This window comes from Dichotomicrobium thermohalophilum (assembly GCF_003550175.1).
Lineage (GTDB): Bacteria > Pseudomonadota > Alphaproteobacteria > Rhizobiales > Rhodomicrobiaceae > Dichotomicrobium > Dichotomicrobium thermohalophilum.
In genome coordinates this window covers 2113114-2136633 of sequence record NZ_QXDF01000001.1, presented here as the reverse complement: position 1 = coordinate 2136633, position 23520 = coordinate 2113114, and the positions used below count along the sequence as shown (strand labels likewise).

At 64.4% G+C, this 23520-nt stretch carries 24 protein-coding genes, 1 tRNA gene and 1 riboswitch; of the genes, 15 read left to right on the top strand and 10 right to left on the bottom strand.

All coding sequences use genetic code 11. The features are described 5' to 3' along the window. The first annotated feature begins 221 nt into the window (after nt 1-221). The 5 genes from BXY53_RS09970 to BXY53_RS09950 all read left to right on the top strand — a co-directional run bounded on the left by BXY53_RS09970 (nt 222) and on the right by BXY53_RS09950 (nt 5578). Entirely contained in the window at nt 222-1361 is a 1140-nt protein-coding gene (locus tag BXY53_RS09970) for a TRAP transporter substrate-binding protein (RefSeq protein WP_119061660.1), read from the top strand. A gap of 178 nt (nt 1362-1539) precedes the next feature. Next, nucleotides 1540-2178: a TRAP transporter small permease subunit gene (locus BXY53_RS09965; protein WP_119061659.1), complete on the top strand. Its 639-nt coding sequence runs from the start codon at nt 1540-1542 to the stop codon at nt 2176-2178. Continuing rightward, the gene (locus BXY53_RS14305; protein WP_245410404.1) at nt 2175-3995 is read left to right on the top strand and encodes a TRAP transporter large permease; all 1821 of its coding nucleotides are present in this window, start codon (nt 2175-2177) and stop codon (nt 3993-3995) included. The genes BXY53_RS09965 and BXY53_RS14305 overlap by 4 nt, the downstream gene beginning before the upstream one ends. Continuing rightward, entirely contained in the window at nt 3985-5364 is a 1380-nt protein-coding gene (locus BXY53_RS09955; RefSeq protein ID WP_119061658.1) for an amidase, read from the top strand. Before BXY53_RS14305 ends, BXY53_RS09955 begins: the two co-directional genes overlap by 11 nt. 34 nt (nt 5365-5398) lie before the next feature. Next, entirely contained in the window at nt 5399-5578 is a 180-nt protein-coding gene (locus tag BXY53_RS09950) for a hypothetical protein (protein ID WP_119061657.1), read from the top strand. A 35-nt stretch (nt 5579-5613) separates the two neighbouring features. On the opposite strand, the gene BXY53_RS09945 is transcribed toward BXY53_RS09950, so the two are convergent. Then, on the bottom strand, nt 5614-7959 hold the full coding sequence (locus BXY53_RS09945; protein WP_119061656.1) for an adenosylcobalamin-dependent ribonucleoside-diphosphate reductase: 2346 nt from the start codon (nt 7957-7959) through the stop codon (nt 5614-5616). Between the two features lie 118 nt (nt 7960-8077). Continuing rightward, nucleotides 8078-8353: a CtrA inhibitor SciP gene (gene sciP / locus BXY53_RS09940; RefSeq protein WP_119061655.1), complete on the bottom strand. Its 276-nt coding sequence runs from the start codon at nt 8351-8353 to the stop codon at nt 8078-8080. 269 nt (nt 8354-8622) lie between these two features. Between sciP and mnmA the strand changes: the two genes are divergently transcribed. Next, nucleotides 8623-9804, top strand: a complete 1182-nt coding sequence (gene mnmA, locus BXY53_RS09935) for a tRNA 2-thiouridine(34) synthase MnmA (protein WP_119061654.1) — start codon at nt 8623-8625, stop codon at nt 9802-9804. Then, nucleotides 9801-11285 carry an ArnT family glycosyltransferase gene (locus BXY53_RS09930; protein ID WP_119061653.1) on the top strand — a complete coding sequence of 495 codons (1485 nt, stop codon included), beginning with the start codon at nt 9801-9803 and terminating at the stop codon, nt 11283-11285. Before mnmA ends, BXY53_RS09930 begins: the two co-directional genes overlap by 4 nt. On the opposite strand, the gene BXY53_RS09925 is transcribed toward BXY53_RS09930, so the two are convergent. Beyond that, complete coding sequence (locus tag BXY53_RS09925) at nt 11270-12046, bottom strand: glycosyltransferase family 2 protein (RefSeq protein ID WP_119061652.1); 777 nt, start codon at nt 12044-12046, stop codon at nt 11270-11272. The genes BXY53_RS09930 and BXY53_RS09925 overlap by 16 nt on opposite strands. A gap of 128 nt (nt 12047-12174) precedes the next feature. On the opposite strand from BXY53_RS09925, the gene BXY53_RS09920 reads away from it, so the two are divergent. From BXY53_RS09920 to BXY53_RS09910, 4 genes are all read left to right on the top strand, one after another. Continuing rightward, nucleotides 12175-12822: a class I SAM-dependent methyltransferase gene (locus tag BXY53_RS09920; RefSeq protein ID WP_119061651.1), complete on the top strand. Its 648-nt coding sequence runs from the start codon at nt 12175-12177 to the stop codon at nt 12820-12822. A 133-nt stretch (nt 12823-12955) separates the two neighbouring features. Further along, nucleotides 12956-13032: transfer RNA gene (locus BXY53_RS09915), tRNA-Met, on the top strand. 215 nt (nt 13033-13247) lie between these two features. Further along, nucleotides 13248-13385, top strand: a complete 138-nt coding sequence (locus BXY53_RS14135; protein ID WP_170144397.1) for a hypothetical protein — start codon at nt 13248-13250, stop codon at nt 13383-13385. A 40-nt stretch (nt 13386-13425) separates the two neighbouring features. Continuing rightward, on the top strand, nt 13426-13716 hold the full coding sequence (locus BXY53_RS09910; protein WP_119061650.1) for a hypothetical protein: 291 nt from the start codon (nt 13426-13428) through the stop codon (nt 13714-13716). A 52-nt stretch (nt 13717-13768) separates the two neighbouring features. On the opposite strand, the gene BXY53_RS09905 is transcribed toward BXY53_RS09910, so the two are convergent. After that, a complete protein-coding gene (locus tag BXY53_RS09905) occupies nt 13769-14467 on the bottom strand; it encodes an aspartate/glutamate racemase family protein (protein ID WP_119061649.1) in 699 nt (232 codons plus the stop codon). Between the two features lie 299 nt (nt 14468-14766). On the opposite strand from BXY53_RS09905, the gene BXY53_RS09900 reads away from it, so the two are divergent. From BXY53_RS09900 to BXY53_RS09890, 3 genes are all read left to right on the top strand, one after another. Next, the gene (locus tag BXY53_RS09900; protein ID WP_119061648.1) at nt 14767-16110 is read left to right on the top strand and encodes an MFS transporter; all 1344 of its coding nucleotides are present in this window, start codon (nt 14767-14769) and stop codon (nt 16108-16110) included. Nucleotides 16111-16238: 128 nt separating this feature from the next. Next, nucleotides 16239-16306, top strand: a riboswitch (S-adenosyl-L-homocysteine riboswitch). Nucleotides 16307-16330: 24 nt separating this feature from the next. Next, entirely contained in the window at nt 16331-17377 is a 1047-nt protein-coding gene (locus tag BXY53_RS09895) for a homocysteine S-methyltransferase family protein (RefSeq protein WP_119061647.1), read from the top strand. A 66-nt stretch (nt 17378-17443) separates the two neighbouring features. Then, on the top strand, nt 17444-17647 hold the full coding sequence (locus tag BXY53_RS09890; protein WP_119061646.1) for a DUF1289 domain-containing protein: 204 nt from the start codon (nt 17444-17446) through the stop codon (nt 17645-17647). Nucleotides 17648-17746: 99 nt separating this feature from the next. On the opposite strand, the gene BXY53_RS09885 is transcribed toward BXY53_RS09890, so the two are convergent. Beyond that, nucleotides 17747-18322, bottom strand: a complete 576-nt coding sequence (locus BXY53_RS09885; RefSeq protein WP_119061645.1) for a peptide-methionine (R)-S-oxide reductase — start codon at nt 18320-18322, stop codon at nt 17747-17749. A gap of 192 nt (nt 18323-18514) precedes the next feature. Beyond that, nucleotides 18515-18772, bottom strand: coding sequence for a hypothetical protein (locus tag BXY53_RS09880; protein ID WP_119061644.1), 258 nt, complete (start codon nt 18770-18772; stop codon nt 18515-18517). A 497-nt stretch (nt 18773-19269) separates the two neighbouring features. Between BXY53_RS09880 and BXY53_RS09875 the strand changes: the two genes are divergently transcribed. Further along, the gene (locus BXY53_RS09875; RefSeq protein ID WP_119061643.1) at nt 19270-20106 is read left to right on the top strand and encodes an acyl-CoA thioesterase; all 837 of its coding nucleotides are present in this window, start codon (nt 19270-19272) and stop codon (nt 20104-20106) included. A gap of 10 nt (nt 20107-20116) precedes the next feature. On the opposite strand, the gene BXY53_RS09870 is transcribed toward BXY53_RS09875, so the two are convergent. The 4 genes from BXY53_RS09870 to BXY53_RS09855 form a co-directional block, all read right to left on the bottom strand. Then, nucleotides 20117-20494, bottom strand: a complete 378-nt coding sequence (locus tag BXY53_RS09870) for a hypothetical protein (RefSeq protein ID WP_119061642.1) — start codon at nt 20492-20494, stop codon at nt 20117-20119. Nucleotides 20495-20562: 68 nt separating this feature from the next. Next, nucleotides 20563-21489, bottom strand: coding sequence for a metal ABC transporter permease (locus tag BXY53_RS09865; RefSeq protein WP_119061641.1), 927 nt, complete (start codon nt 21487-21489; stop codon nt 20563-20565). Continuing rightward, nucleotides 21489-22700 (bottom strand): metal ABC transporter permease, encoded by a 1212-nt coding sequence (locus BXY53_RS09860; protein ID WP_119061640.1) that lies wholly within the window; start codon nt 22698-22700, stop codon nt 21489-21491. The genes BXY53_RS09865 and BXY53_RS09860 overlap by 1 nt, the downstream gene beginning before the upstream one ends. A 2-nt stretch (nt 22701-22702) precedes the next feature. Then, a complete protein-coding gene (locus BXY53_RS09855; RefSeq protein ID WP_119061639.1) occupies nt 22703-23518 on the bottom strand; it encodes a metal ABC transporter ATP-binding protein in 816 nt (271 codons plus the stop codon). Between the last annotated feature and the right edge of the window lie 2 nt (nt 23519-23520).

Below are 23520 nucleotides of genomic sequence, written 5' to 3'. Positions count from 1 at the left end.
CGAAGGGACTGGCCGCGTTCGACTTTCGGACCGTTCATGTCGATAAAGGCTTGCGTACGTGGCAATAATCCGGTCGTATATGCTCCGGAGCGGGCCTGCCCCGCTTCAGACGCATGGCTTATGCCTGTGAGGCTTCTCGCAGCCTCGAAAAGCCATGCCGCCCCGACCGGCGCGAGATTCCGCGCTGCTCAAGAAGATGACCTGAATTCTGGGAGGAAGGAATGTCTGAAAACAAGACTGACCAGACTGTCTCTCGCCGCAAGTTCCTCAAGGGGGGCGCCGTCGCCGCGACAGCGGGCGTGACTGGCGCCGTGGCGATGCCAAACATTTCGCGCGGCGCGCCGGTGACCCTGAAGATGCAGACTTCCTGGGGCGCGCAGAACGTCTGGCAGGGCTTCGCGCAGCAGTATGTCGACCGCGTCGAGGCGATGTCCGGCGGCCGCATCAAGATTGACCTGCTTCCGGCCGGCGCCGTGGTGAAGGCATTCCAGGTTCAGGACGCGGTGGCCGACGGCGTGCTCGACATGGCCCACACCGTGACCGCCTACTGGTACGGCAAGAACAAGGCCGCCTCGCTGTTCGGCACGGGCCCGGTGTTCGGCGCCAACGCTGCGCAGGTGCTGGCCTGGATTCACGCCGGTGGCGGTAAGGAGCTATATCGCGAGCTGGTTCAGGACATCCTTGGCCTCAACCTGGTCGGCTTCTTCTGCTTCCCGATGCCGACGCAGCCGCTGGGCTGGTTCACCGAGCCGATCGAGTCCGCTGAGCAGATGCAGGGCCTGAAGTACCGTACGGTCGGTCTGGCCACAGACATCATGCAGGGCATGGGCGTTTCGGTGACGCAGCTTCCGGGCGGCGAAATCGTCCCGGCGCTGGAGCGCGGCGTGATCGACGCGTTCGAGTTCAACAACCCGAGCTCGGACCGCGACTTCGGTGCGCATGACGTGCGGTCGCACTACATGCTCGGCTCCTACCACCAGGCGGCCGAATTCTTCGAGATTCCGGTCAACAAGGACCGCTTCGAGAGCCTGGATCCCGACCTGCAGGCGATCCTCGAGCATGCGGCCGAGGCTGCCAACACGTCCAACTACGCCACGGCCATGGACCAGTACTCGAAAGACCTGCAGTGGCTCCAGGAGGAAGGTGGCGTGACCGTCCACCGCACGCCGCAGAGCGTGATGGAAGCGCAGCTCCAGTCCTGGGACGAGGTTCTGGAAGAACTGAGGCAGGACGAGTTCTTCAATCGCGTCGTCGAGAGCCAGAAGGCCTGGGCCGAGCGTGTCGCCTACTACGACCTGCTCAACTCGGCCGACTACAAGCTTGCCTACGAGCACTACTTCCCGGGCAGGCTCGGCTTCTAAAGTATACGAACGCAGACAACGCTCCCGGTCAGGGGCGGTGGGCTTCGCGCTCGCTGCCCTTGCCGGGCGTAACGCGGTGCGCTACCACCAGCACGGCCAAGCCGGCGTTCCGCCGTGCTTCTTACCCCGCTCGGCTCAGAGCGCCCTTAACCTGCGTTTTTGAGGAGTTAGGCCAGACGTGCTCGCCTTCATAGCGTTTATCGACCGCATATCGGCCTGGTTCGGAAAGGCCTTTGCGTGGTGCATCGTCATCATGACACTGGGCGTCTCCTATGAGGTGTTCGTGCGCTACCTGCTGCGCCAGCCTACCTCCTGGGCCTTCGACCTCACCTACATGATGTACGGCTCGCTGTTCATGATGGCCGGCGCCTATACCCTCTCGCGGGACGGCCATGTGCGCGGCGACGTCGTCTACCGGCTCTGGCCGCCAAAGACGCAGGCCGCCGTCGAGCTTGTGCTTTATATCGTGTTTTTCTTCCCCGGCGTGACCGCCCTGATTGTCGCCGGCTGGCAGTACGCCGAGCGCTCGCTGCGCTATCTGGAGGTCAGCGTGATGAGCCCGGCGAATGTGCCGATCTTCCAGTTTAAACTCATCATCGTTGCCGCCGGTATTCTCCTGTTCCTGCAAGGTATCGCCCAGGTATGTCGTTGCATCGTCTGCATGCGCGAAGGCGCCTGGCCACGCCAGATCGAGGACGTCAAGGAGTTGGAGGACCGCCTGCTGGAAGGCGATACGGCGGACATCATTCGCCACGGTACCGAGGCCACGGATGTTCAAAAGCCAAGTGAAAGCGTGAAGAGAGAGTTCGACAGATGACCGATCCTCAAATTGCCGTCTTGATGCTGGGGATTTTCATCCTCCTCATTCTGCTCGGCTTTCCGATCGCTTTCACTCTCATCGCCATGGGCGTGGGGTTCGGCTATTACGCCTACTACGACCCCGAGCGCATGCAGACGATCTTCGACAACCGGATCTTCGATCTGCTCGTCAACCAGACCTATTCGGTCATGGCGAATGACGTGCTCACGGCTGTGCCGCTCTTCCTTTTCATGGGCTATATCGTCGAGCGGGCAAACATCGTCGACCGCCTGTTCTATACGCTGAACATTTCCGCGCGGCGCGTTCCTGGCTCCATGGCCATTGCTGCGATCATCACCTGCGCGCTGTTTGCCACGGCGACGGGTATCATCGGCGCTGTGGTGACGCTGATGGGCCTGCTGGCGCTGCCGGCGATGCTGCGCGCGCGATACGACACCAGCTTTGCCTCCGGCGTTATCTGCGCGGGCGGATGCCTCGGCATCATGATCCCGCCGAGCATCATGCTGATCGTCTATTCCGCGACATCGAACGTCTCGGTGGTGAAGCTCTATGCGGGCGCCCTGTTGCCGGGGTTCATGCTGGCGGGACTTTATCTGCTTTACGTTGTAGGGCGCGTCCTGTTCAATCCGAACCTGGCGCCCAAACCCCGCCCGGAGGACGTACCGGATGTCAGCCGCGGGCAGATGTTCCTGATGCTCGCGACGTCATTCTTCCCGCTATTCTTCCTCATTCTGGCCGTGCTGGGGGCAATCCTGTTCGGGCTGGCCACCCCGTCGGAAGCGGCCGCAATCGGCGCGCTCGGCGGCATGGTTCTGGCGGTGGCCTATCGCGCAGCGGCCATCAATGATGGCACGGAGACCGCACCCTGGGTCGGACAACGCTGGAGCGGGCTGGACACACTGTTCTATATCCTCGGTTATGGCGGCGCCGTCACGCTGCTGCTCGCCTTTGCCTACGTCGCCATTCGCGCGGCCCTGGTCAATTACGTTGGTGTGCCGATGCCGGACGAGCCCGGCTTCCTGATCCGTGCGGGCAGCATGCTTGCCATTGCGGTGATCATCGGCCTCCTGTCGCGTACCGCGCTGCTTGGCACGCTGCAGCCGCGCCGGCCCGAGATCGCGCGCATGTTCGTGTTCGGCGGGCAGGGCGCATTGATCGGCCTGGCTGGCGCCGCGGCCTACATGGTCATCTTTGAGGTGTTCCAGCTCGGCGACATGTTTTCGCGGCACGAAACAAACTATCGGGCCTTTGACATCGGCTTCTTCACCGGTCTCGCCGGCATGATGATGTGGCGCATCGTCGACCAGGACAAGCTGCGCGAGTCGATCTACCTGACCGTGCGGACCTCGGCAATGGTGTGCTGGCTGTTCGTCGGCTCGTGGACCTTCGCCTCGGTCTTTTCCTATCTCGGCGGCGAGGAGCTGATCAGCGAGTTCGTGCTGGGCCTCGATCTGGAGCCTTGGATGTTCCTGCTGCTGGCGCAGGTGATCATCTTCCTGCTGGGCTGGCCGCTGGAGTGGTCGGAGATCATCATCATCTTCGTGCCGATCTTCCTGCCGCTGCTGCCGGCCTTTGGCATCGATCCGCTGTTCTTCGGCATCCTGATCGCGCTTAATCTGCAGACATCGTTCCTGACGCCGCCAATGGCAATGTCGGCGTACTACCTGAAGGGGGTCGCGCCGCCGCATGTGCGGCTGATGCAGATCTTCGCGGGCGTGATGCCGTTCCTGCTGATGATCTTCCTGTCCATGTTCCTGCTGTATCAGTTCCCTGGAATAGCCTTGTGGCTGCCGGAGGTGCTCTATGGCAACTAACAGCGCAGGGCTGCGACCTGGCACCACGGTCGAAGAGCTTTGCGGGCTAAGCGCCGCAGAGGCGGCGCGTCGGATCGCCGACGGCACCGTGACCGCTCAGGAGATGGTCAGCGCCTGTCTCGCGCGCATCCGTGAGCGCGAGCCGGAGGTGCAAGCCTGGGAGTATCTGGACGAGGACTATGCCCTCGGCCAGGCCCGGCGGCTGGACGATTGGCGCGCTGCCGGGCATGAGATCGGCCCACTGCACGGCGTGCCGGTTGCGGTCAAGGACATCATCGACACGCGCGACATGCCGACCTGCAACGGTACGCCGCTGCATGAGGGGCGGCGGACGCGATCAGATGCGGCCATCGTCGCCCAATTGCGTCAGGCCGGCGCGGTCATCCTCGGCAAGACCGTGACAGCCGAGCTTGCGGTTTATGCGCCGGGCAAGACTCGCAACCCGCACGACCCGGGGCGCACGCCCGGCGGCTCGTCCTCCGGCTCGGCGGCTGCGGTCGCCGCGGGCATGGTACCACTGGCTGTCGGCACGCAGACGGCCGGCTCGATTATCCGCCCGGCAAGCTACTGTGGGGTGTTCGGCTTCAAGCCCACACATGGCGCGATTTCGCGAACTGGCGTGCTGACTCAGGCGCCGCCGCTGGACACGGTTGGGCCATTCGCGCGGACGGTCGAGGATCTGGCGCTGCTTACTGACGCCATGAGCGCGTATGACGAAAAAGATCCCGACATGCGCCCGCACTCCCGTGGTTCGCTCCGCAGGACGGCAACCAGCACGCCGGCGGCGCAGCCGGTTATTGCCTTCGTCAAGACGCCCGTCTGGGAGGAACACGCCGAGCCTGCGACGAAAGAGGCCTATGCCGAGCTGACCGAAGCACTGGCCGAGCAATGCGACACCGTGGACCTGCCCGACGTGTTCCAGCGCGCCTGGGCGTGGCAGCGCATGCTCCAGATGGCCGGTGTCGCCAAGAATTACGGGCCGCTCGTGGACCGCGCGCCGGAGCAGGCCAGCGAAATCATGCGTGAATTGATCGCCGAGGGCCGAGAGGTGACGGCGGTGGACTACAACACGGCGCTTGAGATGCGCCAGGTGCTCAACGCCGGGCTTGATGAGATTTTCAAGCGATATGATGCGATCTTGACGCCGGCGACGCCCGGGCCCGCGCCCAAGGGGCTGGAAAGCACTGGCAGTCCGGTGTTCAATGCGCTGTGGACATACTGCGGCGTGCCCTGCGTGAACCTCCCGCTGCTTGATGTCGACGGCATGCCGCTGGGCGTTCAGCTTGTCGGGCGGCGTCAGGATGACGGGCGACTGCTGCGCACGGCGAACTGGCTGGTCCAGCATCTGGCCGCGCTGGCAGAAGGATAGCGCGTGATGCCGCGGTCAGGGAGAAAGGGTAGCGATGTCGCTTGCTGATAAGATCATCGCCTTCATCGGCCTGCTTGGGCTGATCGTGTTCAATTCGGTGATCCTGATCTGGGTGGCCGAGCCCGACCTCATCATTTTGGTCTCGATCGCGCTGCTGCTCGCCGCATACGACTTTTGGCGCACTGTTTTCAGCAAACCGCGCGAGGAGGACTGAGGGCGCCGCGCGCGACGCCTGCCGTCTGCCCCCGCCTAGCCGCAGCTTGAATAGCCGCAGTCCCGGCAGATCAGGCAGCCCTCCTGATAGAGCATCGACGGCCGGCCGCACTGTGGACAGAAGAGCTTTTCGCTGCCGCCCGACTGGCCGACACGTGCACCTGCGGCTTTCTGCAGGAAGCCCGGCTCAGCCTCTTCTTCACGCTGGATGAAGCCGATGTCGATCATGTGCCGCTCGATGACCTCGCCGATAGCTGCGAGCAGGCTCGGGACATAGCGTCCGTCGACCCAGTGGCCACCGCGCGGATCGAAAACGTCCTTCAGTTCCTCGACCACGAACGAGACATCGCCGCCGCGCCGGAACACCGCGCTGATCATCCGCGTGAGCGCCACCGTCCAGGCGTAGTGCTCCAGGTTCTTCGAATTGATGAAGATTTCGAAGGGCCGTCGGCGTCCATCCTGAATGATGTCATTGATCGTGACATAGATCGCGTGGCCGGAGCCTGGCCATCTCAGCTTGTAGGTATAGCCGGGCAGGGCGGCGTCGCGTTCAAGCGGGGCAGACATGTAGACGACCTCACCGCTGCCCTGTCCGCGCTCCGGCGCCGGGGCAGTGAGCTCCAGCGATTGCTGCTGGGGGCGTGCCCTGGCTTCCGTGGCCTCCGGGCGCTCACCTTCGCCGTCGACGCTGCTCAGCACGGCGCCCGTGACGGGGTTCGGCCGGTAGACCGTACAACCTTTCAGGCCGGTCTCATAGGCGTGCGTGTAGATGTCCTTGAAGTCGTTAAAGGCGATGTCCTTCGCGCAGTTGATCGTCTTGGAGATCGCGGCGTCGACGTGCGGCTGCAATGCCGCCTGCATGGCCAGATGCTGATGCGGATGCAGGTCCGGCGCGCGCACGAAGCATTCCGGCAACGCGGCGTCCGCCCCGAATTTTTCGCGGAAGAGCCGATAGGCGAAGTCCTCGACGCATTCCTCATCCGCGGTGCCGTCGTCCCGCAGGATGCGGCGGCGATAGCTGAAATCGAAAACCGGCTCGATGCCGCTTGAGACGTTGTTGGCAATGATCGAGATCGTTCCTGTGGGCGCGACTGAGGTCAAAAGGCCATTGCGCAACCCCTTTTCGCCGATGGCCCTGCGCACATCCGTCGGCAGATCCTGCGCGCCTTCGGTTGCCAGGTATTTCTCGGGGTCGAACAGGGCAAAGCTGCCTTTTTCCGCGGCCAGATCGGTGCTCGCCATGTAAGCGTTGTACTGGACCAAGCTCATCCAGTGCGCGGCCAGCTTCACCGCTTCATCAGTGCCGTACTGCTTGCCGCAGAGGATAAGCGCATCCGCAAGCCCGGTTACGCCGATCCCGAGCCGGCGCTTGGCCTTCGCTTCCTCGGCCTGGGCCTTGAGCGGATAGCCCGAAATGTCGATGACATTGTCCAGCAGGCGCACGGCCGTCCGGGCCAATTCCGCCAGGCGATCCTCGTTGAGGGCGGCCTTGTCGGTAAACGGCCGATCGACGAGCGTCGCCAGGTTCACCGAGCCGAGCAGGCAGGCGCCATAGGGTGGCAGGGGCTGCTCGCCGCACGGGTTCGTCGCGTGGATTGCCTCGCAATAGGCCAGCTTGTTGCGCTGGTTTACACGGTCGATGAAGATTACGCCCGGCTCCGCGTAGTCATAGGCCGAGTGCATGATCTTGTCCCACAGCGCGCGGGCAGGCACGGTCCTGTAGTGCACGCCGCCGAAACACAGAGGCCAGTCCGCATCCTCCGCGACGGCGTCCATAAAGGCGTCGGTGACCAGCACCGAGAGGTTGAACATCCGCAACTTGTCGGGATCGGCCTTGGCGTCGATGAAGGCCTCGATGTCCGGGTGATCGCAGGACAGCGTGCCCATCATCGCGCCGCGCCGCGAGCCGGCGGACTTGATGGTCCGGCACATGGCGTCCCAGACATTCATGAAGCTCACCGGTCCGGAGGCGTCGGCGCCTACGCCCTTCACCGGCGCGCCTTTGGGCCGCAGCGTCGAGAAGTCATGGCCGATACCGCCGCCCTGCTGCATGGTCAGCGCGGCTTCCTTCACGTTGTCGAAGATCGAGGCCATGTCATCCTCGATCTCGCCCATGACGAAGCAGTTGAACAGGGTCACCGCCCGGCCGGTGCCAGCGCCCGCGAGGATGCGGCCGGCGGGGATGAACTGGAAGTCCGACATGGCGTCGAGGAAGCGGGCCTGCCACAGCCCGCGATCATCGGGCTTCTCGACGCTGGCCGCCGCCTTGGCCACGCGATGCCACATGTCCTCGACGCCGGTCTCCGTCTCGCGCGGGCTCGGCGCGAAACGGTATTTCTGCTCCCAGACCTGCCGGGAAATCGGAGCGAGCGGAAGACTCATTCTGCGTTCCGGTGCATCAAAGCGGCAACACCGCAATCTAAGCGGGGCGCCGGGTTATCGTTTTGTTCTCTATTTGTACCAGAAAGCCGGAACGGAGGGAAGGGCGCCCGGGCGCGCCCTAGCCGCGGTATTCCTGAACGCGCGTGGCGCGCAGACCTGGCAGGCCATGTTTCTCTATGGAGCGCTGCCAGCTCAGGAACTCGTCGATGGTGAGACGGTAGCGATCGCAGGCTTCGCTGAGGCTCAAAAGCCCCCCGCGCACAGCAGCGACCACTTCGGCCTTGCGTCGGATGACCCAGCGGCGCGTGTTGGCGGGTGGGAGGTCGGCGATGGTCAGCGGGCTACCATCGGGGCCAATCACATATCTTGCACGCGACGTGAAATGCTCACTCATCGTGTATTTGAACCCGGTACAATCGAACGCGACGGTAGGAACGGTATCGGGTTCGGCTTAATTTTCTTTTACTCAGCGAGGCCAAGTAAGTTCCCAGAATAGGACAATCTTTAGGTGTTTTATATTATTTCACAACTTATACGGGAATTCACGAAAATTTGTTTCGCTTTCGCTTTGCGAAGGCTTTGGCAGCGCCGGTTGCAGGGGACCCCAACCCTCAGTATATTTGCGGAAAATCTCGTTCCATAGCGGTCATAGCCAGGCGACGCATGGCACAGTCCAGCACGATCACAACCGCACGGCCTGCCGAGGCGAGCGGCCTCAACAGCTTGTATTTGCCCGGCCCGCCGGAGCAAACACGCGTGGTCGTGGCCATGTCCGGCGGCGTCGATTCATCGGTCGTCGCGGCGATGCTCGCGCGTGAGGGCTATGACGTGATCGGCATCACACTGCAGCTCTATGATCACGGCGAAGCGACCGCGCGCAAGGGCAGCTGCTGTGCCGGGCAGGACATTCACGACGCTCGCCGCGTGGCAGCGGCGATCGGCATCCCGCATTACGTCCTGGACTATGAGCGGCGCTTCCGCGACGCGGTGATCCAGAATTTCGCCGACAGCTATGTGGCCGGTGAGACGCCGATTCCCTGCGTCCAGTGCAACCAGTCGGTGAAGTTCAACGACTTGCTGGGCAGGGCGAAGGAACTGGGCGCTGACGCGATGGCGACCGGCCATTACATCGTCAATCGCCCCGGTCCACGAGGATGGGAACTGCATCGCGGGCGCGACGCCGACCGCGATCAGAGCTATTTCCTGTTCGCCACTACGCCCGAGCAGCTCGAATTCCTGCGCTTTCCGCTTGGCGATATGCACAAGAATGACGTCCGCGACCTGGCGCGCGAATGGAACCTGCCGGTCGCGCAAAAGGCCGACAGCCAGGACATCTGCTTCGTGCCAACCGGGCGCTACACGCAGGTCGTTGAAAAGCTGCGTCCCGATGCGGCACAGCCGGGCGACATCGTGCATATCGACGGGCGCAAGCTCGGCCGTCACAACGGCATCATCAACTATACGATCGGCCAGCGCCGCGGTATTGGCATCCCCGCGCAGGAGCCGCTCTACGTCGTGCGCATCAATGCCGAGCGCCGCGAGCTCGTCGTCGGTCCGCGTGAGGCGCTGCTGACCCACTGGGTCAGGTTGCGCGAGGTGAACTGGCTCGGCGATGGTCCGCTCACGGGTGGCCCGCGCGAGATCCACGCCAAGGTCCGCTCGACGCGCCCGCCGCAGCCCGCTGAACTTCACCTGCGCGAGGGCGAGGTCTGGGTGCGGCTGATCGACGGCGAGGACGGTGTCTCTCCGGGCCAGGCTTGCGTGTTTTACGATGGCTCAGCACAGGGCGCCCGCGTGCTCGGTGGCGGCTGGATCGACGCGGCAGACCCAGCGCTTTCGGCATGAGCGGAGCGGGCGAAACGCTGGCGCGGCCGGCCCGCGCCCTCGATGTCGAGACGATCGCCCGCTATAGCGTCTGGATCATCTTCGCATATTTCGCCGCGCTGCTGGCCATCCGGCTGAGCTTTTCCGGAAGTCTTGAGACGGACGAGGCTCAGTTCGTCGGCCACACGCATCTTGCGCTGGGCTACGGCAACTCGCATCCGCCGGTCTATAACTGGCTTGTCGCTGGCGCGCTTTGGCTCACGGGGAGCTGGGCCGCCGCCGTTGCGATCGTCAAAACGGCGTTTCTGGCCGGCACCTATCTGTGCATCTACGACGCCGGGCGGCGCATCTCCGGGCGACAGCTTACCGGGCTGATCGCCGCGGCGAGCCTGCTGTTCCTGCCGCAGGTGGTGTGGAAGTCGCAGGTCACGCTGGCCCACACCGTCATGGTGATGTTTGGCGTCGCAGCGACGTTGCACGCCATCATGCGGATCCGCGAACGCGGCAACTTGGGCGATTTCCTCTGGCTCGGCGTCGCGGTCGCGGCAGGAGCGTTTTCGAAATACAACTATTTCCTGGCGCTCGCCGCGATTGTGGTGGCCACGTGGTCAATCCGTGAGGTGCGGGACAAGCTGTTCGTACCGCGCCTGATTTGGCCGGTCGCGCTTGTCACCGTCCTTTATCTGCCGCACGTCATTTGGGCGGTGGCTCACCTGTCCGAGACCACTGAGCGCATGGCGAGGCTGGCACGCGAACACCCTCTGTATTCGGTTGTGGACGTGCCGGCGCTGGGCATCGACGGGCTGCTCGCAATGGCGCAGGCGACGCTGGCCTGGGCCGGGCCACTGGTGGCAGTGTGGTTCATTGTCTGGCGGCTGACGCCGGCCGAGGCGCCAAGCGCGCTGGATGCGGGCCGGGCGATCGCCGCGCGCTTCTTTGCGCGGGTGACGCTTATGAGCGTCGGCCTCTTCGCGCTGGTGATCCTGCTGGCCGATCTGCACAGCGTCGATGAGCGCTACATGACGCCGCTGTTGATGGCCGTGCCGCTGTGGCTGGCGGCGGCCTGGCCGCTGGAGTTGCGCGGGCGCGCGCCGGTGCATTTCCTGCGCACCGCCGGAGTTCTCGTGCTGCTGATGTTGACGGCTTATCCGGCCTGGCTGCTGTTCGGCAAGGAACAGCTCGCGCATCCCTATCCGCAGTTCGCCGCCGAGATGCGCGATGAGATCGACGGGCCGGTCGCGGTTCTGGCGGGGCGGCAACGGCTTGCTGCGAACGTCGTGATCCGGCTGGACGGTGCGCGGATATGGTCGGCCGGGGACGAGCCGCCGCAGGCGCTGCTGGTCTGGCGCGGACATTCCGAAGACGCGCCCGGGGCTCTCGTCGCACAGCTTGGGCCTGAGTACGCGCCAGATGGGCCGGTGCGGCGGCTGAGCGCGCCATACGCCAACCTCTCGGGCGAGACGATGCGGTTGAGCTATCAGCTTTTTCAGCGCGCGCCTTGAGCGCCCGCGCGTTTGGCCGTCTGCTCCGGCTGGGCGGCGATCTCGGCGATATCCCCGCGCGGGCTGTAGCGCCGCATGAGCCAATACATGCCGACGACATCGAGGAAGGCGACCGCCGCGCGGTCGAAGAAGCCGTATTTCGATGCGCCGTGCCGCCGGGCGCGGTCGTTGATCATCACCTCGCGCACCGCCAGCCCCTCGCGCCGCGCCAGCGCGGGCAGAAAGCGGTGCATGTTGTCGAAATAGGGCAGGGCGCGGGCCAATGCGCAAGGGATCACCTTGAAGCCGCAGCCGGCATCGCGCGAGCCGTCGCGGAGCATGAACTTGCGGATCGGGTTGGCGAGCTTGCTTGTGGCATATTTGACCGGCCCGTCATTGCGCCGGCGGCGCACGCCCGCATAGATGACGGCCTCGCCGCCACCGGCAATTTCGGGCCACAGCCGCGCCAGGTCCGCCGGGTCGTTCTGGCCATCGCCGTCCAGCATGGCGATCCACGCGCCGCGCGCAGCCTCGAACCCGGTCTTGAGCGCGGCGGATTTGCCCGCCCGCTGGCCATGGGCGATCAGGCGCAGACGGGGCTCGCTGGGCATCAAGGCGCTGACTTCCGCGCGCGTGCCGTCGCTGCTTCCGTCGTCGATAATGATGATCTCGTATTCAAGACGGGGCGCTTCGGCGGCGAAGACGGCCGTGATTTCCGCGATCAGCGGCGCGAGATTGCCCGCCTCGTTATGCGCGGGAATGACGATGGACAACTGGGTCATGTGTCGCCGGGTTGTTATGGCGCGCGCGGCGCGTTTTGGCCCCAATGCCGCTTATAAAGACGAAAGGACTGGAGCGAAACCGTGGCGTGGCTTAAAAGGCGGCTGTCGAAAGCCATCACGGGGTCAAGATGTCCACACCGACGCTCGACAACGAAGCTGTGCGCAAGGCCTACCGCCGCTGGGCGCCGGTCTACGATCACACCTTTGGCCGGGTCGCCGCCGTCGGGCGGCGGCGCGCGGTCAGCTACATCAACACGCGGGAAGGCCGCGTGCTGGAGGTGGGCGTCGGGACCGGGCTTTCGCTGCCCGCTTACAAGCCGCATCTGAAGGTTGTCGGGCTCGACATCTCGCCGGAAATGCTGGCCAAGGCGCAGACGCGCGCGCGTCGGCTCGATCATGTCCTCGGGCTGGCGCAGATGGACGCCGCGGGGCTTGGCTTTGCCGATGGCGCCTTCGACACGGTCGTGGCGATGTATGTGATGACGGTCGTGCCCGATCCGGTGGCGGTGATGCGCGAGCTGGCCCGCGTCTGCGCGCCGGGCGGCGAGGTGATCCTCGTAAATCATTTCAGCCAGGAGCACGGGCTGCGCGGCTGGGTCGAGCACAAGATGGCGCCGCTGGCCGAGACGCTGGGCTGGCATCCGGTGTTCGAGACCGAGCGGGTGATGGTCTGCCCCGAACTGGCGCTGCAGGAGCAGACCCCGATGTGGCCGATGGGACTGTTTTCGATGCTGCGTTTCAACAAGCGGCCTGAGCGCCCGGCTGCGCAAGGCTGAACGCCGGCGTGAATGCGGGGCGTGTCCCGACTTGACGGGTCGCGGCGGCGTTCTTATACGATTGTTATCGCTTTCCTCGTGCAGCGGATTGGCCGCTTGACTGCCGGCGCATTGGGTCCGGGCGCGACTTTGGGGCGGAGTAGCTCAGCTGGTTAGAGCAGCGGAATCATAATCCGCGTGTCGGGGGTTCAAGTCCCTCCTCCGCTACCATCCGGTATTCAGATTCTCATCCAGACTGCCTGAATCGCAACGCTGAACATCTTATCCACTATTCGCGCCAGCCGTTCCCCTTCGGCACCCCGCGCAACACCCATTCACCAATATTATACCACGTCCCAATAAAGCCATCATGGCATCTTGATGCCGCCGCAGTGCTCAGCGATCTCTGCAGTCGTCTCTTAAGCGATGTTTTGGAGGATCAAGAGATGAAGCAGAGCAAGTCGGGCGGCACAAACAAATCGCCGAAACAGAAAAAGGCGCAGGCTGGTACCGAGCCCAAACCCGAGCAGGCCGCTCAGTCGAAGCAGGCTGAGGGCGAGCAGGGGTCGCGCGGCCAGAAGTAAGCCGGCGGAAATCGCAACAGCATGAGCAAGGGAGCGTGACATGCCAGTGCGCAAGTCGTTGGCCGTCGTGACAACCGCAAGTCTGGCAGTTTTTGCGGCGGCCGAGGTTCACGCGCTCACGGTGACCAACCGGGATTCGACCGAGCACAGGCTGAGGGTTCTGGAAGGCCAGGGCGACGTCGAGACAAGACGTGTCGTGATTCCCGCAGGCGGGACCGTCAGGATCTGCGAGCAAGCCTGTACCATCGAGATGGAGAACGGCGACATCGAAGTGTTCGACGGAGATGAAGTCGTCGAAATCTCGGATGGGGCCTTTCTGACGCAGGAGTGACGGCAACCGTTCAGAAAAGGTGTGTCCGGCTTGCGCGGACACACCGCCCTGTTCAGTCCCCGGACAGCGCGAAGTCCAGCGCGGCGCGCGCGTGCAATGCGGTCGTGTCGAAGGCCGGCAAGTCCAGATCTTGTGGTGAGAGAAGCAGCCCGACCTCCGTGCAGCCGAAGATTACGCCGTCGATCCCGTCCGACTGCGCCCGCGCGATCACATCCAGATAGGCCCGCTTGGACTCCGGCTTCACGACACCCTGGCACAACTCGTTGTAGATGATGTCGTGCACGACCGTGCGCCCCGCCTCGTCCGGCACCGCCACGTCGATCCCGTGCCGGTCGCGCAGGAAGCCCTTGTAGAAATCCTGCTCCATCGTGTAGCGCGTCGCCAGCAACAGGGGCTTCCGCGCCCCGGCCTCGTGGATCGCCCTGGCCGTCGCGTCGCCGATATGGATGAGCGGAATGCTCACCGCCGCCTGCACCTCGCCCGCCATCTTGTGCATGGTGTTGGTGCAGATGACGAGGCCGTCCGCCCCGCCGCGCTCCAGCCGCCGCGCCGCCGCGACCATTGCCTCGGTCGCCGCCGCCCAGTCGCCCGCGGCCTGCAACGCCTCGATCTGCGCGAAGTCGAAGGACCACAACAGGAGCTGCGCTGAATGCAGCCCGCCGAGCCGCTCGCGCGCCATCTGGTTCAGCAGCCGGTAATAGACGGCGGTGCTCTCCCAGCTCATGCCGCCGATCAGGCCGATCGTTTTCATGTGCCATCCTCTGCCAAGCGCCTGCCGCGCTGGCGCAATTTTCGATCAGAACAAAACACGTCATCCCCGTGCTTGACACGGGCACCCATAACCGCGGCAAGCCTTTAAGCCGGATTGCCGGATTACTCGGATCAGGCCCGAGCACAGGCAAGTCCGGCAACGACGAATGGGGAATCGTCCCAGACTGATCGAAAAACACGCTCGGTCGCGTGGGCCGGACTACATGCCGGGAAATCATGCCAAAGACAAGGCGGCGTGGCGGGGCTTTCCTCGCCCGCGCAAGGCGTTAGGTTAGGCCCATGCTGGACATTCTGAAGAATCGCACCTTCCGCCATCTTTTCGCCGCCCAGGTCATCGCGCTGCTCGGCACGGGCCTCGCAACGGTCGCGCTCAGCCTGCTGGCCTATGACCTCGCGGGGGAGCAGGCCGGCTTCGTGCTGGGTACGGCGCTTGCCATCAAGATGATCGCCTATGTCGGCGTGTCGCCCTTCGCCGGGGCGCTTGCCGAGAAGTTGCCGCGCCGGGGGTTCCTCGTGTCGCTCGACGTTATCCGCGGCGTCATCGTGCTGATGCTCGCCTTCGTCGATCAGGTCTGGCAGGTCTATGTGCTGATCTTCCTGCTGCAGTCGGCGTCGGCATCCTTCACGCCGGCCTTCCAGGCGACGATTCCGGACATCCTCCCCGACGAGGCAGACTACACGCGGGCACTGTCGCTCTCGCGGCTGGCTTATGATCTGGAAAACCTGCTCAGCCCGGCGCTCGCCGCCGCGCTGCTGGCGCTCATCAGCTTTCACTGGCTGTTCGCGACGACGGCGATTGGCTTCGCGCTGTCCGCCGCGCTTGTGCTCTCGGTGGCGCTCCCAGTGGTGACGGCGACCGCACAGGCCAGCTTTTTCCAGCGCGCGACCAAGGGCATCCGCAATTACCTGAAAACGCCGCGGCTGCGCGGCCTGCTCGCGCTCAACCTGGCCGCGGCGGCGGGCGGGGCGATGGTGATCGTCAACACCGTCGTCTATGTGCGCAGTGTCTTCGGCCTGGGCGAAAGCGATGTGGCCATCGCGCTGGCGGTGTTCGGCGGCGGCTCGATGATCGGGGCGCTCGCGCTGCCGCGCTTGCTGGAGAGGGCGAGCGATCGCCGCGTCATGCTTGCGGGCGGCGCGGGCCTCGTCGCCGGGCTGGCGGCGCTTAGCGTCTCGCCAATAGGGCAGGGCGCCGGCTGGTGGAGCTTCCTTGTCATCTGGTTCGTGCTCGGGGTCGCCTATTCCGGCGTGCTGACCCCGGCGGGCCGGCTGCTCCGCCGCTCCGCGCACAAGGAAGACCGTCCGGCCCTGTTCGCCGCGCAGTTCGCGCTGTCGCACGCCTGCTGGCTGCTCACCTATCCGATGGCGGGTTGGCTGGGCGGCGCGTTCGGCTTGTCGGTCACGGCCGGTGTCCTTGCGGTGCTCGGCGGGGCGGGCGCGGCGCTAGCGATGCTGTCCTGGCCGCGGTCCGACCCCGAGGTGCTGGAGCACGTCCATGATGACCTGCCGGCCGATCATCCGCATGTCCGCGACGCGCGGGCCACCGCGCGCGGGCTGGAACACGCGCACGCTTACGTCATTGACGAATACCACGCGCGCTGGCCTGAGCAGCCGTCCCGGTGACTGCGGAAGCCCGCTTGACGCAGCGTCCGCCGGGACGCACATCCACGCCAGCGCGTCGTTATTGAACGGGCGCGATTTCACGCATTCAGGGCAGAGTAACCCGGTTTCGCGCCGCGCATGCGGGCGGAACCGCTGAGGAACGTTGCGTCGAACCCTGTTTCGTCAGGCTCAGCCAAATCAACGACGTTCGCCCGTGCAACGCTTTGAAGGATGAAAGGCCATGTCAAAGAATGTGCTGGTGGACCGGCTGGATCAGGGGCCGGTGATCTGCGCCGAAGGCTTCCTGTTCGAGCTTGAGCGCCGCGGTTATCTGTCCGCGGGCGAGTTCGTGCCCGAGGTCGCGCTGGAGCACCCGGAGGCGCTGGAGACGCTGCACCGCGACTTCCAGCATGCTGGCTCGGATATCGTGGAGGCGTTCACCTATAACGGCCACCGCGAGAAGATGCGCGTGATCGGCAAGGAAGAGCTGCTGGAGCCGCTGAACCGCTCGGCTCTGCGGATCGCCAGGAAGGTCGCCGACGACAAGCCCGGCAACCTGATGGCGGGCAACATCTCCAACACGAACATCTGGTCGCCCGACGACGCGCAGGCGCAGGCCGAAGTACGCGGCATGTTCGAGGAGATGGTTGGCTGGGCCGTTGACGAAGGCGCGGACATCATCATCGGCGAGACGTTCTATTACGCCGGCGAGGCGTTCGCCGCACTGGAGGTCGCCAAGGCGACCGGCCTGCCCACGGTCATCACGCTTGCGCCGATGGCGGGCAACGCGATGTCTGATGGCTACGGCATCGTCGAGACGGCGCAGGAGCTGGAGCAGCGCGGCGCGGATGTCGTCGGCATGAACTGCTTCCGCGGCCCGGACACGATGCTGCCCTGGCTGCGTGAAATCCGCGCGGCGGTGACCTGCCATGTCGGCGCACTGCCGGTGCCGTACCGCACGAGCGACGCCGAGCCGACCTTCTTCAGCCTCACGGACTCGCACTGCGCCTGTCCCGCGCCGCATGGCCGCCCCTTCCCGACGGCGCTCGATCCGCTATACTGCAACCGGTACGAGATCGGCGCGTTCGCGAAACAGGCGTTCGACATCGGCGTGCGCTATCTCGGTGTGTGCTGCGGCGCCGCGCCCATCCACATCCGCGAGGTCGCCGAAGCCGTGGGCCGGACGCCGGAGGCAAGCCGCTATTCCGAGCGCATGGAGAATCACTTCATGTATGGCTCGAACGAGCGGCTGCCCGAGCATATTCGGGCGCTGGGCGAGCGCGCGTGAAACGGAAGCGGTCCGGCTGCGCTTGGCGGGCCGCGTCATGCGAAACGGTTGGCGAACAAGTCTGAAATGAAACAGACGAATCTGGAGGCCGCGCGGGCGACGAGCCCGTGTGTCGGCATCTGTCAGCTTGACGCCGCTTCGGGCTATTGCCTGGGCTGCGCGCGCACCGGCGTGGAGATTGGCGGCTGGGCCGGCATGAGCGATGACGAGCGCCAGGCCGTGCTCGACGCCCTGCCGGAGCGGTGGGCCGTGCTCGGCGTTGAGCGGTAGGCTCCGGGGATCCGACTTGAAGGCGAAACATGAGCCGGTAACGCTCACCGGCTCATGTGTTTTCTGAAGCAATACGACAGTTGAGCGGTTCGACCGTGCTCACGCCAGTTCGAAAGTCAGTGCTGCGCCGTTGATGCAGTGCAGCACCTCGTTGCTGATCCACACGATGTGGCCAAGATGGCTCCCGCAGCGACGGCAGTGCACTTCGAGCATGTAGAGGGTGCTGTCGCCAAATGTGTCGGTTGCGTCAATGCCGGTGAGGACGGCATCCGGTTCGGAATGCCGGAAGAATGTCCAGCCCTTATCCAGCACCTTCTTCGTTTCCGACCAATAGAGAAGCTGGTCGCAGCCCTTGCAGCGATAGAGCCCCTCGCGGGTCTCGTTCCAGAGCGGGCTGGATTTCTGCGGCTCGGTGCCCATTTCGCGCATGATCGAATACTCGAAGTCGCTGAGCCGCTCCCGCCACTCGGCCTCGGTGCGCTGGATTTCATAGCGGTAGTTCGGCTCGCGCGGCTTGACATCCGACATCGTCCGCGCGTCGGCCAGCTTGGGATTGGGGCCCGAGACATCCGAAGCGTCCTGCGCGAAGGCTCTTCCTCCGAGCACACTGAATGTCGATGCGGCCGCGCCAGTCAAGAAAACACGGCGGTGTACGCCAGTAACACGCTCGCTCATGGTAATATCTCCTTCGGTAATTTGTTTCTATAAAATCATTCTGTCTAAATAATTTATATTATCAAATCACAATGGCGAGAATTAGTCGTGATAAAAATCGCTTCATATCTTGAGGCGCGCAAAAATGACGTGATCCCGGTGGCATCCGCATGGATCCCACCGGGCAACGTCTAGGCGTAGAGCGTCAAAGACTTAGTTCTTCGGCTCGAACACGTCGTTCAGAGCCGTGGTCTGACACACGACCACGGCTTCCTGCGGGGAAATGCGACCGTCGCCGTCGATGTCCACATTCGCCATGACGCCGCTGACGCCGGACGCTTCCTCGGCGCTGACGAAACCGTCATCATTCGCGTCGAGTTGTCCGATCTCCGCCACGCAGTTCATCGGGCCCGCGAAGGCGCTGGTCGACATCAGGAAGGTTACAGCAATAGCACCCAGGATAGCTTTCATCACAAGTCTCCTTAACTAGATTTCAGCGTTTGCTTGTCCAGAGTGGACGAAGTTTTGCTCGATGAGTGCTTAGACAATGCGTTTGCGCTTGCCTCAGCACTCGATTTTTTGGATACCACGGCGCCGAATATGGATCAAAACACAGAACGATTACTTGAATTGACGGAGCTGTGAAGATCGTTTGACTTCACACACGCTCGCATTTTCGTGAGCAGGCGGAAATGGCAACACCTCGGTCTGGGTCGGGGGGCGTGCGGGGGGGGGGGGGAACGCGCTTGCACTCCAGCGAAGTCGGGACATTTCAGCTAATCATCTCCGTTAATTTTCGGTAACGCCTCAGGGCTTGCGCTCTCGAACAGCTCAAGCTCACGTGAATGGCGTGGGCCCCGGGAGCCACGTCGGCAAACATGCGTGTGGGGCTAGATCGTCGCGCGTGTTGTGGTATGCAGATGGCCGTCAGACGCCGGACAGGCGCAGGAACCATTGGAGTAGAGGAAATGCCCGAAACGCTGCGCAGCATCGTGCATCCGTGGGAATGCGACGCGGTCGATCATTTCACGACCGGCTTCTATTTCGCGGCGTATTCAGCGGCGCAATCGCATTTGTTCCGTCTGCTCGGCTACAACACGGACGATGTGGCGGCGCTGCGGCCGGTGGCCTGCCGGACGACCTTCAAGCAGGAACTGGCGGCGGGTGATGCCTATCACATCGAATCCGGCGTGCTGGCGCATGACCCGGCGCATCTTCGGATCGGCCACCGGCTCTACAATTCCGAGACCAACGATCTCGCTGCGACGCACGAAATCGCGTTCGAAGGTGATGTGACGCGCCCACGGCCGGAAGCGCCAATCGACTGGGCTGAGGAAGAGGCAGGGCGTGACGTCGATTTTGCGGCACTGTCCGGCTGGTCAACGACCGCGCAGACGCTGGTGCGCCCGGAGGATCTCGACGGGACGGGCCGGCTCGATCTGAGTGCGCTGATCCTGCACACCTCCGATGCCAATGTGCAGTTCCAGAACCGCGTCGGCATGACCTCGTCCTACATGCGCGAAGAGAGGATCGGCTACGCGACCTTTGCCTACCGTATCGCGCTGCATGACCTCCCGCGTGAGGCGGGCACGGTGCTGAAGACGGAAAGCGCCGTCGTGCAGCTCGGGCGCAGTTCGCTGTGGTTCGCGCATCGGGTCACGGATGGGCTGAGCGGCGCGAGCGTTGCGGATGTGGCGCAGTTCGGCGTGCATTTCGATCGGCGGGCGCGCGCGTCGGCGCCGATCCCCGACCGGATCCGTGAACAGGCGCAGCGCCTTATGTCGGGCGGATCAGGGCAGGGCTGAGAAGGCCGGCTCAGTCCGCCGCGCGGTCATCGGGGTCTTCGCCGGCCAGATCGTCGCCGGTGAACGTCGTGATCACGCTATAGACGAAGAACAGCGACGTGCCAGCGCCGAGCACCCCGAACAAGATACGCTGCCCGACTTCGAAATCGCCCGAAGCAGCCATCATGATCAAAACAACAGAGATCGGGCCGAATATGATCGCAAGCAGCAGGTTCTTTGCCCGGTCGCTGTAGAGAGCGGCGATCATCAGGCAGCCAAAGGCGATGGCGCCGAAGCCCAACTCCACGTGGTAGGGGATCTCATCAGAGAGCTTGTCCGGTCCGGCGATGAAAAGACCGCCCATGATAAAGGCGGCCAGAATCGCAAAGAAGTATTTGATCTTGTCCACCGTGCCCCTCCCGCCCCAAGATGTGGTCTGTGACGGTTAGCAGGGCGCTATGGGGCGCGCCAGCTTTTTCAGGTCGCGGCGGCCTCACCCGTGCGCGTGCGGCACGGCCCGAACAGCGCGGTCAGTGCAAGGATGATGCCGGAGACCGTCGCGATCATGCCCGCGGCGCTCACCGAATGGCTGCCGCCCAGCCACAGGGGTCCATAGCCCGCCAGCACATAACCCAGCACTGCCGAAAGCGTAGCAAAGGCCACGGTCCATAGCAGGTTCACCTCCAGCCGGTCGCTCATCAGGCGCGCGGCAGCCGGCGGGCAAATGAACATGGCAATCACGATGCACACCCCGACCGCGTCGAACGCCGCGACAGCGGCCACCGCCGCCGTCATCACCAGCCCGAGGCTGAGCAGGCGCGTCGGGATGCCCACGGTGCGCGCGAATGCCTCGTCGAAGGTTGCGATCTTGAGCGGCCGCCAGAACGCGATTGTCAGGGCAACGACGAACACGCACACGACCGCCAGCCGCACCAACTCGTCGGGCAGTTTCGCCAGCGCCGCCGGGTCCGTGAGTGCGCTCCAGTCGCGCCCGGCCAGCCAGACAAGGCTTTCCAGGTTGCCCATGAGGGCGTGCTGAACGTCCAGATGCACGCCGCTGGTGTCGGTCTGTTCAAGCAGCAGCACGCCGCCCGCGAACAGAGCCGTGAAGACCACCCCCATCGCCGCGCCGGACTCGATGTTGCCGAGCCGCTTGACCGCCTCGATCAGCGCGACGGCGACGAGCGCGGCCGCACCTGCGCCAATCATCATCGGCCAGGCGGCGACGACGCCGGTGAAGAGGAACGACACCACGATGCCCGGCAGCGTGACATGTCCGATTGCGTCGCTGATGAGCGCCTCGCGCCGCAGAAGGAGGAAGGTCCCCGGCAGCGCGCAGGCGATTGACGCGAGAATCCCGATCAAGAGCGGCGTAAGGCTGAGCTGGACGAATTCAGAGCCCATTACGCGGTCACCTCCTGCGGCGGACCGAGCCTGCGGTCGATCTCCGCGATCTCGTCGCGCGTTAGCACTTTCTCGATGGGCGTCACGCCATCATAGCTTCCGGCGCGGGTGGTATCGGCGTGGAGCCGGCGGACCATGGCCCAGCGCTGCTCGTCAAGAAGCGCCTTTGCCGCCTGCGCGCGCCCGGCCTCGGTCGGCACGCCATCCCGGCGGATCAGTCCGGCTTTACGGAGCACCGACAGCGTCATCCGGTCATGGATCGGCTCCTGACGCGCGAGCGCCAGCAGCCCTTGGCGCAGATGCACGCGCCGCTGGAAGCGATAGAACTGGAGCGCAGCCGCCAGCACCCCGCGGCGTGGGGCAAATAACAGCGAAACGAGCATCAGCGCGGCGCAGACGAGCACGATGATCGGCCCGGTCGGCAGGGCAGGGGCAGAGGCGGAAATCGCGGTACCGATGTAGCCCGACACCGAGCCTGCGGCGCCGGCAATCCAGATCATGGCGGTGGCGCGCTCGGTCCAGAAGCGGGCTGTCACCGGCGGGATGATCAACAGTGCGACGATCAGGATCAGCCCCACGAGCTTCAGTCCGATCACCGTGATGGCCAGCACGAGGCCCATGATCGCAATGTCGACGAAGCGCACGTTGTAGCCGGATGCCGCGGCATAGTCGGCGTCGAATGAGACAAGGGTCATTGGCCGACGCAGCGCCCAGGTGAAAGCGACTGCCAGCGCGCCCCCCACCGCGATGAATACAGCATCCTGAAACAGCATCCCGGCCGTGGAGCCGAGCAGGAAGCTTTCAAGCCCCGCCTGCCGTCCGGCGGACATCGTCTGGATGACCGTCAGCAGCACGACGCCAAGGCCGAAGAAGACGGATAGCACCGCGCCGATCGCCGCATCCTCCGCCAAGCGTGTCCGGCTGACGATCCAGTCCACCACCAGCACGCCGAGACCGGCGGTAATCGCTGAGCCGAGGAGCAGGCCGACAAGATTGCGTCCGTCGCCGCCGAAGGCGACCATCACGATGAAGGCCAGCCCGATACCGGGGAGCGTGGCATGGGCGAGCGCGTCGGACACCAGCGCGCGCTTGCGCAGGAACATGAAGGTCCCGCACGCGCCGGCCGCAAAGCCGAGTAGCGCCGCGCCGATCGCCACGAGAGCCGAATTGTAGCCTGCGCTCAGAAGCAGCGCGTCAAGGAACCGCTCCAATCTTAAGCCGTCTCCAGTTTGAGCTGGTCGATATGCGTCGTCGCCAGCCGGCCGCCATAGGTCGCCTGCAGGTTGTCTGACGTGAAGGTCGTGGCGACCGGGCCTTCGGCGATCTTGCGCACATTGATCAGCAGCACGTTGTCGAAATAATCGGATACCGTCGCCAGGTCGTGGTGCACGCAAACAAGCGACTTGCGCGCCTGCTTGAGATCCTTGAGCACCTGAATGATGGCCTTCTCGGTCGCCGCATCCACCCCGGCGAAGGGTTCATCGAGCAGATAAAGGTCAGCGTCCTGCGCCAGCGCGCGGGCAAGGAAAACCCGTTGCTGCTGACCGCCGGAGAGCTGGCCGATCTGACGTTCGGTGAAGTCCGCCATGCCCACACGGTCGAGGCATTCCATCGCGCGGCGCTTGTGGCCGGGTTTGATGCGCCCGAGCAGGCCGAGTTCGCGGTACTGGCCCATCAGCACGACGTCGATGACACGCGCGGGGAAATCCCAGTCGACGCTGGCGCGCTGCGGCACATATGCGATGCGGCGCCGCGCTTTGGCGAGCGGCTGACCGAACACCAGCACGCTGCCTGAGAGAGGGCGGACCACTCCGAGACAGGCTTTCAGGAGGGTCGATTTGCCCGCGCCGTTCGGCCCGACGATCGCGGTCAGCTTCTCGGCCTCGAAGGTCGCGTCGACCGAGAAAACCGCCGGCTTGTCCCCGTAAGAGACCGTCAGGCCGCGCACAGCGAGCGGGGCGTCCTCGGGAATGGATGAACTGACGACCCGTCCATCTTCCGCGGCGATGTCGAGCGATGGCAGATACATGG